We start from the raw sequence: 9,550 nt of genomic DNA on the forward strand, positions 1-9,550 counted from the left end.
CAGGGGGATGTAGGCGCGCAGGTGGGTGCGCTCGCGGGCCGTGACCTTGGGGGAGCGGAACATGAGGACGAAGTAGCCCAGGGCGGCACCGGCGGGGATGATGAGCATGGTCGTGGAGATGGCGTCGAGCAGGCTGCCGGTCAGGACGTTGAGGACCGAGACGAGTGCGGCCGCGGCCACCACGGTCAGGAGCGAGGCGAGTACGAAGCTCCGGCGCTCCTGGGGGCGGATGGGGTTGGGAACGGTGAAGGCGAAGGCGGAGAGCTTGTGGCGGCCGTAGATGAAGGCGATCAGGGCCACCCCCATGCCGACGGCGGCTGAGAAGAAGCCGGCGTGGTAGCCGTAGTGCTCGCGCAGCCAGCCGGTCACCAGTGGAGACGCCAGTGATCCGAGGTTGACCGACATGTAGAACAGCTGGAATCCGGCGTCGCGCCGCGGGTCGTCGTCATCGTAGAGACCCCCGACGATCGTGGACAGGTTCGGCTTGATGAAGCCGGTGCCCACAGCCACCAGCACAATCCCCGTCCAGGCGAGGGCGGGCGCGGGAATGGACAGGCAGATGTGGCCGGCCATGATGACGACGCCGCCGTAGAGGGTGGACAGCCAGGGCCCGATGATGCGGTCGGCGAAGATGCCCCCGGGGATGGCCAGCAGGTAGACGGCCGCGCTGTAGGAGGCCAGGATGACATGCCCGGAGTTGTTGCTCAGGCCCAGGCCGCCTTCGGCCACGGTGTCGGTGATGAAGTAGAGCAGGATGGCGCGCATGCCGTAGTAGGAGAAGCGTTCCCACATCTCCACGTTGAGCATCCAGGGAAGTCCCCGGGGGTGGCCGAACAGCCCTTGGTCCTCCTTTGATGGCGTCGTGCGCAGGGTGGTGGGGCGCCACCGGCTGGTGATCATCCGACCGGTATCGAGACCGTCCTCGACGGGAGCCGGGGTCGTTGACATGAGACTCTCTCTTCCTGTGGTCGGGTGAGGTGTGCCGCCGGACCGTCAGTGTCCGGCAAGAACCGCAGGTACCTGTGCACCCTACCCTGACCGTGCGATTACTTCGGGAGGACGCGAGGGCGGCTGCGCTAAGCGACCAACGAGGTCGGTGAGTCCGGGATGATGCTCATGGACCCCCCTCTGGGCTCCGCCGGCGGCAGTCGGAGTCGCGCGGTCGTATGTTAGTCCTCGCGTTCGTACCTTTACCCTACGAACCCGAGGCTTAACCTACGAACTCGCGGCGGCCCAGCCGTGCCTGGTCCAGCCGCGCCTAGTCCTGCGCGGTGACCTCGACGTCGGCCATCTGCCGTTGGGTCCACGGGGCGACGGCGAACAGCACCAGGGCCATGAGCAGTGTGGCCACGCCCAGGCCGTAGTAGTAGGTGGCGTCGGAGGCGTCCTCGGTCTGGGCGATGACGAACCCGGCCACGCCCTGTCCGGTGGCGACGCTGAGCCACCACAGCCCCATCGCCTGGGAGGCGAAGCTCTTGGGTGCCAGGGCGGTCGTCGTGGCCAGCCCGACCGGGGGTCAGGAAGAGCTCGGCGACGGTCTGGATGACGTAGACCAGCGCCAGGAACCACCAGGGGGACAGGTGCTGGCCTCTCGGCCAGATCTGGAAGCCGTAGCCCAGCATGAGCGCCGAGAGCCCCACGATGAGCACCGCGATGACGAACTTCATGATGGTGGAGGGGAACCGGCCCGCCCGTCGGGTGAAGAGCATGCCGATCAGCGGGGCCAGGATCACGATCGCTGCGGGGTTGACCGACTGATAGGCCTCCGCGGTGATCGACCAGCCGAAGAGGGGCAGCCGCAGATCCGTGTTGGAGTCGGCGAAGGTGGCCATCTTGCCGGCCGCCTGCTCGGTGATCATGAAGAACAGGACTGCGCCGATCCACAGGGGGATGTAGGCGCGCAGGTGGGTGCGCTCGGGGGTGGTGACCTTCGGGGAGCGGAACATGACCACGAAGTAGGCCACGGCCGCACCGACCGGCACGAGCAGTCCCGCCGTGGCGACAGTGGTCACCAGGTTGCCGGTGACTGCCTGGAGGGCGGCCACGACGGCGCCGACGGCGACCAGGACGCCGAGGGCGCCCAGCAGCAGCCGCCGGCGCTCCTGGGGGCGGATGGGGTTGGGAACGGTGAAGGCGAAGGCGGAGAGCTTGTGGCGGCCGTAGATGAAGGCGCCCAGGGCGAAGGCCATGCCGACGGCGGCTGAGAAGAAGCCGGCGTGGTAGCCGTGGTGCTCGCGCAGCCAGCCGGTCAGCAGCGGGGGGTAGGGGTGATCCAGGGCGCCGGGCGTTCCGTCTGATGTGAGGAGGCACAGACCTGTCGCCGAGGACAGAAATGATGGTGCCACGACCATAGTGCCCGGCCTGTTTCCGGCATGCTTCCGACTCTCGGCCAGACGACGGCGGCCCCGGAAGGCGACCGCTGGGGGCTCTTCTCCGGGGCCGCCGGGTGCCGCCGCGCCGGGCGGATGACGGGGACTCCTCTCACGACGTGCGGAGGGGCAGGTCGGCAGGGCTGCGCGGGCCGGGGCCCTCAGCGGGCCAGGGCGTCGGATGTGGCCTTGACGCTCGGGCGCACCGGGGTCAGACGGGTCAGCTGGGTGACGTGGCGCGGCTCGAGCTCGGCCAGGCTGGAGACCCCCAGGAGCTTCATGGTGCGGATGACCTCGTCGGAGAGGATCTCGATCATGCGGTCCACGCCCTCGCGCCCGCCGGCCATGAGGCCATAGAGGTAGGCGCGGCCCACGAGCCCGAACTTCGCGCCCAGGGCGACGGCGGCCACGACGTCGGCGCCGTTCATGATGCCGGTGTCCACCATGATCGTGGCATCCTTGCCGACCTCACGGACCACCTCGGGCAGGAGGCGGAAGGGGACGGGGGCGCGGTCGAGCTGGCGCCCGCCGTGGTTGGACAGCAGGACGCCGTCGACGCCCAGGTCGATGAGGCGCTTGGAGTCCTCCACCGTCTGGACGCCCTTGATGACGATCTTGCCCGGCCACATGGAGCGGATGACCTTGAGGTCCTCGTCGCTGATGGTGGGGTCCATGGCGTTGTCGAGCAGCTCGCCTACGGTGCCGCCGGTCGACTTCAGGGAGGCGAACTCCAGCTTGGGCGTGGTCAGGAAGTCGAACCACCACCACGGGCGGGGGATCGCGTTGAGGACGGTGCCGGCCGTGATCTGGGGCGGGATGGAGAAGCCGTTGCGCTTGTCGCGCAGGCGGGCCCCGGCCACGGGGGTGTCCACGGTGAACATGAGGGTGTCGAAGCCGGCCGCCGCGGCGCGCTCGACCAGCCCGTAGGAGATCTCGCGCCGGCGCATGACGTAGAGCTGGAACCAGTTGCGCCCGTGAGGGTTGGCGGCCTTGACGTCCTCGATGGAGGCGGTGCCCAACGTGGACAGGGTGAAGGGGATCCCGGCGGCGCCGGCGGCCCCGGCCCCGGCGACCTCGCCCTCGGTCTGCATGAGGCGGGTGAAGCCGGTGGGTGCGATGCCGAAGGGCATGGCCGAGCGTCCGCCCAGGATCTCGCAGGAGGTGTCGACGTCGATGGCCGGGTGCAGGATGTCGGGGTGGAACTCGATGTCGCGGAAGGCCTGGCGGGCGCGACGCAGGGAGATCTCGCCCTCTGCGGCGCCGTCGGTGTAGTCGAAGGCCGCGGCCGGAGTGCGGCGCTTGGCGATCTTGCGCAGGTCCCAGGTGGTCAGTGCAGCGTCGAGGCGTCGACGCCTGGGATTGAGCTCGGGCGTCTTGAAGTGGAGCAGCTCGAAGATCTCGCTCGGGTTGGGCAGCTGGCGCTTGACCATAGGAACCTCATCGGTGAGTCGGATTCTGGACGCTCCGCGCAGCGCGGAGTGCTCGTGGGACGCGACCGGCACCCGTGGCCGGCCCTGAGGCCCACGAACCACCTCATGCTATGGGACAAAGGTCACTGAAACAAGGTTAGCCTAAGCAACCTTGGTGGTGGGCGTAATCTCTGCGGAGCGCTAGTCTCCGGTGCAGCGGCGTCGGTTCGACGGCGGGGGACAATCCACGCGATGGGGTGCGCGTGGCTCCGACCGCAGGACGACGGCCGGGGACGACAGCCCGGGCTAGGCCGCCCGGGTGCGGCCGGCCAGGGCGCGCAGACGCGCCCGCGCACCCTCACGTCGCAGGGCATCCAGCTCCTCGACGAAGGTGCGCCGGAAGCGCTCGTTGGTCGCCAGGTCCCCGAAGACTCCCTCGTGGGAGATGAAGGCCGTCTCGTGGCCGGACTTCTGCGCGGCAGCCAGAAGTAGCAGCTCGTCGGCCAGCGGGTCGTCGACGACGATCTCGCCGCCGTTGTCGTCGACGCCCTCATCGCCCAGCGCCCAGGCCGCCACCATCGCGGTCCCCAGTCGGATCGGCCCGCCGGCAGTGAGGTTGTCGCGCACCGTGCCCAGGACGAACTTCGGCATCCGGCTGGAGGCGTCCTGGGCCAGGCGGGAAAGTGTGTCTGCGATCGCCTCGTTGGTGAAGCGCTTGAAGAGCGTGCTGATGTAGTCGTCCAGGTCGATTCCCGGCACCGAGCGCAGTGTCGCGCGCGCCTCCCGCTCAAGATAGGCCCTCACCCAGGCGGCGATATCCGCATCGGCTGCGGCCTCGTGCGCGTACTCGATCCCCAGCAGCCGCCCCCAGTGGGCCAGCCCCTGGTGGGAGGCGTTGAGCAGACGCAGCTTCATGAGCTCGTAGGGGACGACGTCGTCGACCATGTGCACCCCGACCTCCTCCCACGGGGGCCGCCCGGTGGGGAAGTCGTCCTCGAGCACCCACTGGGTGAAGGGCTCGCAGACCACCGGCCAGGCGTCCTCAACACCGAGTGCCTGCCGCAGCTCGGCGATGTCGGCCTGCGTGGTGCGCGGGGTGATGCGGTCCACCATGCAGTTGGGGAAGGCGACGTTCCCGTCGATCCATTCCGCCAGCTCGGGGTCGCTCATCGCGGCCTGGCAGACCACCGCCGTGCGGGCCACCTTCCCGTTACCGGGCAGGTTGTCGCAGCTCATGACCGTCAGCGGCGGGATCCCTGCCTCCCGACGACGCCGCAGCGCCTCAACGATGTAGCCGAAGGCGGTCGTCGGCTCGCCCGGGTGCTCGGCGTCGTGGGCGGCTCCGGGTGCCTCGGTGCGGAACGCGCCGGTGGCGTCGTCGACGTTGTAGCCGCCCTCGGTGACCGTCAGTGAGACGATCCGGGTGGTCGGCGCGCTCAGGAGGGCCAGGACGGCCTCGGGGTCGTCGGGGGCGAAGAGGTAGGTGTGGATCGAGCCGATGACCGCCGGATCGCGCAGCCCACCGGGGTGCTTGCGGATGAGGGTGTAGAGGTGGTCCTGAGCCGCCAGCACGTCGCGCATCCGGGCGTCACCGGGTAACAGGCCGACGCCGCAGATCCCCCATTCCAGGCAGGAGCCGCCCGGTGCGGTGGCCCGCCCGCCGCCACGGGGGCCGGACCCGGCGCGTCGGCGCATGAGCCTGTCGAGGTAGGCGGCCTCGTGGGCGCGGTGAAAGCCGCCCACACCGATGTGGGCGATCCCGGTGGTCATGGCGGACCGGTCGTAGTCGGGGGCCAGGGGTGACTCAGTCAGTGAGATGGTCAAGAAGAGGTCCTTTCCGCGCTGCCGCCAGTCAACTACTCCTTCATGGAAAACTGATGTGCGTCTGCCCCGAGCGGCTTCACCCGCCCGTCCTGCTCCCCGCCTCAGCTCGCCGACATCCTTGCGGGAGCAGGGAAGAGCCGACAAAACTCCGCGCCGCCCGAGCAGTGAGCAATCGGGCGACGCGGAGTGCGGGCGGGCTTGATGAACCTCAGTGGGCGATGACGACGCGCAGGTTGCGCGGGCCGTGCACGCCGTTGACGCGCACCAGCTCGATGTCGCTGGTGGCCGAGCCGCCGGCGATCCACGTCATCGGGCGCGTGGGGTGCTCGCCCAGGACGTCAACGGCCTGCGGCACCGTCGGCATGATCGACTCGCGCTCCAGGACCACGACGTGCTTGTCCGGCACCAGCGAGATGGCCCGGCGGCCCTGGTCCGGCTCGCCGTCGAGGATGATCGTCCCCGAGATCGAGATGCCCACACGCGAGCAGGTCAGCACGGCGTCGATCTCATTGAGGTCGAGGGTGGCGATGGACTCCTGACGGGAGTCCTCCACCACGGTCCGGCCGTTGCGGGCCGCCGCCTCCTTGTAGGACTCAGGCAGTCCGGCGGGGACGACGACGGAGCGCGCCTCACCGAGCAGCTCGTCAATGGCATCCAGGATCGCCGCGTCCTTGGGGGCGACGATGACCTCGGCCGAGTAGTCCTCGAGCTTCTCGATCATCTCGTCAACCACGGGCTTGGAGCCGGGGGGATTGTCCCCGGAGCGGATGTAGTTGCGCGGGATCGGCCCCACCGGTCGGGTCTGGGACCGCGAGATCGCGTCGCGGGCGCGGGCCAGGATCGCGGACTTCGCATCCATCACAGCTCCTCCTCGCTGGTCGAGCCGGCCGGGGCCTGGGGGGCGGATGCCTCCGGGGCGATCGGCTCAGGGTTGTTGATGGCCGAGCGTGCGTCCAGCGCGGCCGGGGTGGGCTCGCCGTCGGCGCTCGCGCTGCCGGACACCGGCTTTCCGGGAGACGGCGGCGGATCGGCCGGGAAGCCGTCCGCGTGGCCGCGGCCGGTCTGGGCGCCGGCGACCTGGCTCAGAGGGGTCTCGCCCTCGGGGTGGGTGCGCCTCCACCACTGGCGGAAGGTCTCCGAGGGGGCCACCGGAAGGTCTCGCGCCCCGGTCCACAGGGAGGCCGGGAAGGGCAGGGCGCCGATCTTGCCGTCCTTGCCGCCCAACAGCGCCGAGGCCTTGACCGTCTGCGAGGCGGCCTCCCACAGCGAGCTCTTCGACATCACCGGGGCCGAGACGTTCATGGCCACGTCCCACACGTCCGGCACCATGCGGCGCTTGACGTCCACGGAGCGGGCCCGCAGGTGGACCAGGATCGTGGGGATGTCGATCTTGACCGGGCACACCTCACCGCAGGCCCCGCACAGGGAGGAGGCGAAGGGCAGGGTGTGGACCGGGTCGTCGTCGGCCAGCCCCTGCGTGAGCTGAGGGGTGATGATCGAGCCGATCGGGCCGGGGTAGACCGAGCCGTAGGCGTGTCCACCGGTGTGCTGGTAGACGGGGCAGATGTTCATGCACGACCCGCAGCGGATGCAGGCCAGGGCCTGGCGGCCCACCGGGTCGGCCAGGGTCTTGGTGCGCCCGTTGTCCATGAGCACCAGGTGGAACTCCTTGGGGCCGTCGCCCTCGGTGACGCCCGTCCACATGGAGGTGTAGGGGTTCATGCGCTCACCGGTGGCCGAGCGCGGCAGGAGCTGGGAGAAGATCTCCACGTCCTGGAACCGGGGCACCAGCTTCTCGATCCCCATGAGGGTGATGAGCGTGTCCGGCAGGGTCAGGCACATGCGCCCGTTGCCCTCGGACTCGAAGATCGAGACCGTGCCGGTCTCTGCCACGCCCATGTTGGTGCCGGAGACGGCCACCGAGGCGTGCAGGAACTTGTTGCGCAGGTGCGAGCGGGCCGCGGCCGTGAGCTCCTTGGGGTCGTCGGACAGGTCCGCGGGGGCGTCCTCCATGCGGTCCAGGAAGATGCCGCGCACCTCGGAGCGGTTGCGGTGGATGGCCGGGACCACAATGTGCGAGGGCATGTCGTCGGCCAGCTGGACGATCATCTCGGCCAGGTCCGTCTCGTGGGCGGTGATGCCCCGGTCGGCCAGGTACTCGTTGAGGTTCGTCTCCTGGGTGGCCATCGACTTGACCTTGACGATGTCGTCAACGCCCTTGGAGGCGATGATGTCGGTGATGATCCGGTTGGCCTCGGCGGCGTCACGCGCCCAGTGGACGATTCCGCCGCGGGCGGTCACGTTGGCCTCGAACTGCTCCAGCAGCTCGGGCAGACGCGAGGCCACCTCGAACTTGACGGCCTCGGCGGCGTTGCGCAGGTCCTCCCAGTCGGGCATCTCGGCCACGCGCTGGGCGCGCTTGGAGCGGATGGTGCGCGTGGCGTGACCCAGGTTGCGGCGCATCTGGGTGTTGGCCAGCGTCTTGTGCGCGCCCTCGGGGAAGGTGGGCCCCCAGCGCAGCGTGTCCTCGGGCTGCTCGACCTCGGTGCGCCACCCGCCCGTGTGGGGCATGCCGAGAAATACCTGTGTCATCGTGCCACCGCCTGTGTGTGCTGAGAGTTACCGGTGTGCTGGACGTACTTGGGGGCGAAGGAGATGTTGCCTTCGAAGGGCGCGTCCTTGGTGGAGGCCAGGATCTCGGCCAGGTGCATGATGCGCACCCCGGAGTTGACGCGGGACAAGCCACCACCGATGTGCATGAGGCAGGAGTAGTCGCCGGCGCACAGGACCTCGGCGCGCGTGGACATCACGTTGCTCATCTTGTCGGCGAGCATCGCGGTGGAGGTCTCGGAGTTCTTCATGGAGAAGGTGCCGCCGAATCCGCAGCAGACCTCGGCGTCGGGCAGGTCGATGAGGGTGAGGGCCTCGACGGCCTTGAGGAGGCGGTAGGGGCGGTCGGCGACCTTGGCGACGCGCAGCGAGTGGCAGGTGGGGTGGTAGGTGACCGTGTGGGGGAAGTAGGCGCCCACGTCCTCGGTGCCCAGGACGTCGATGAGCAGCTCGGTGAGGTCGTAGGTGTGTGCGGCGATCTGCTCGACCCTCTTGGCCAGGGCCGTGTCGCCCACGTGCTCGGCCACGAGGCCCTGCTCGTGACGGGCCGCGCCGGTGCACGATCCCGAGGGGATGACGATGGCGTCCCACTCGCCGTCGAGCACGGGGGAGAAGGTCTCCACGTGGTTGCGGGTGATCTTGGCGGCCTGCTTGAAGTAGCCGGTGTTGGCGTGCATCTGGCCGCAGCAGACCTGTCCCTCGGGGAAGCAGACCTGGTGGCCGAGCCTCTCCAGGATGGTGACGGTTGCCTGCGCTGCCTGCGGGAACATGGTGTCCGCAAGACAGGTGGCGAAAAGGGCGATTCGCACGATATGCCTCCACGACGTCGTAGCTGAGACTGTCACGAGGACCGCCCTGACTCACCTGCCTCGTAGCAGGACGTGATGCGGCCTCGGCTGCGTCTCAGGCTACGGCCCTGAGGTGGCACTCATCTGACGACGGTGCTCTCCCGGTCGGTTGGTTCCGCTCTCGGAGGTGGGTTTTCCCTTGAGGCGGTGCGGATCTGTGGGGGGTCAGGGCGAGCTGGGCGGGGGACGCCCTCGGCGTGTGGGAGGTAAGTCCTAGATGTGGATTGCGTCATGCATCACTGCCCTTATCCGTGGTGGGGGTCGGGGAGGCGCTGATGGGAGCGTGGCCGACGCCGTCGAGAACGTACTTTTGTGGCGAGGACTGCGTTTGCCGTCAGAATGTGAGTGCTGGGGCGCAGTCGTCGGTGGGAGAACGCAGTCCTCGGGTGGGAAGGACGTCCCCGATCCGACGTCGCAGCGCGGGTGCGCGCACGGCGCCCCCCGAATCGCGAAGGATCCGGGGGCGTCCACCGCGGTTGAGGCGATGGCC

6 protein-coding genes and 1 pseudogene are annotated in these 9,550 nt (G+C 69.2%); all 7 read right to left on the reverse strand.

The window, feature by feature from the left end; all coding sequences use genetic code 11:
• The coding region (locus HMPREF2883_RS15655) for a peptide MFS transporter (RefSeq protein WP_256277478.1) at positions 1-948 on the reverse strand (948 nt) is incomplete at its 3' end.
• Between the two features lie 310 nt (positions 949-1,258).
• Positions 1,259-2,258, reverse strand: a pseudogene (locus tag HMPREF2883_RS12350) (peptide MFS transporter); the annotation flags it as partial.
• 272 nt (positions 2,259-2,530) lie between these two features.
• Positions 2,531-3,799, reverse strand: coding sequence for an alpha-hydroxy acid oxidase (locus tag HMPREF2883_RS12355; RefSeq protein ID WP_070662914.1), 1,269 nt, complete (start codon positions 3,797-3,799; stop codon positions 2,531-2,533).
• A 285-nt stretch (positions 3,800-4,084) separates the two neighbouring features.
• The gene (locus HMPREF2883_RS12360) at positions 4,085-5,548 is read right to left on the reverse strand and encodes a mannitol dehydrogenase family protein (protein ID WP_256277483.1); all 1,464 of its coding nucleotides are present in this window, start codon (positions 5,546-5,548) and stop codon (positions 4,085-4,087) included.
• Between the two features lie 262 nt (positions 5,549-5,810).
• The gene (locus HMPREF2883_RS12365; RefSeq protein ID WP_070662916.1) at positions 5,811-6,461 is read right to left on the reverse strand and encodes a LutC/YkgG family protein; all 651 of its coding nucleotides are present in this window, start codon (positions 6,459-6,461) and stop codon (positions 5,811-5,813) included.
• The gene (locus HMPREF2883_RS12370; protein ID WP_070662917.1) at positions 6,461-8,194 is read right to left on the reverse strand and encodes a LutB/LldF family L-lactate oxidation iron-sulfur protein; all 1,734 of its coding nucleotides are present in this window, start codon (positions 8,192-8,194) and stop codon (positions 6,461-6,463) included. The genes HMPREF2883_RS12365 and HMPREF2883_RS12370 overlap by 1 nt, the downstream gene beginning before the upstream one ends.
• Entirely contained in the window at positions 8,191-9,021 is an 831-nt protein-coding gene (locus HMPREF2883_RS12375) for a (Fe-S)-binding protein (protein WP_070662918.1), read from the reverse strand. Before HMPREF2883_RS12375 ends, HMPREF2883_RS12370 begins: the two co-directional genes overlap by 4 nt.
• Positions 9,022-9,550: the final 529 nt, after the last annotated feature.

The sequence above is a fragment of the Actinomyces sp. HMSC075C01 genome (genome assembly GCF_001812965.1).
GTDB classification, from domain to species: domain Bacteria; phylum Actinomycetota; class Actinomycetes; order Actinomycetales; family Actinomycetaceae; genus Actinomyces; species Actinomyces acetigenes.

Coding starts and splice junctions, on each gene's coding strand:
- HMPREF2883_RS12355 (WP_070662914.1), bottom strand. CDS start 3,799: ATGGTCAAGCGCCAGCTGCCCAACCCGAGCGAGATCTTCGAGCTGCTC.
- HMPREF2883_RS12370 (WP_070662917.1), bottom strand. CDS start 8,194: ATGACACAGGTATTTCTCGGCATGCCCCACACGGGCGGGTGGCGCACC.
- HMPREF2883_RS12360 (WP_256277483.1), bottom strand. CDS start 5,548: ATGACCACCGGGATCGCCCACATCGGTGTGGGCGGCTTTCACCGCGCC.
- HMPREF2883_RS12365 (WP_070662916.1), bottom strand. CDS start 6,461: ATGGATGCGAAGTCCGCGATCCTGGCCCGCGCCCGCGACGCGATCTCG.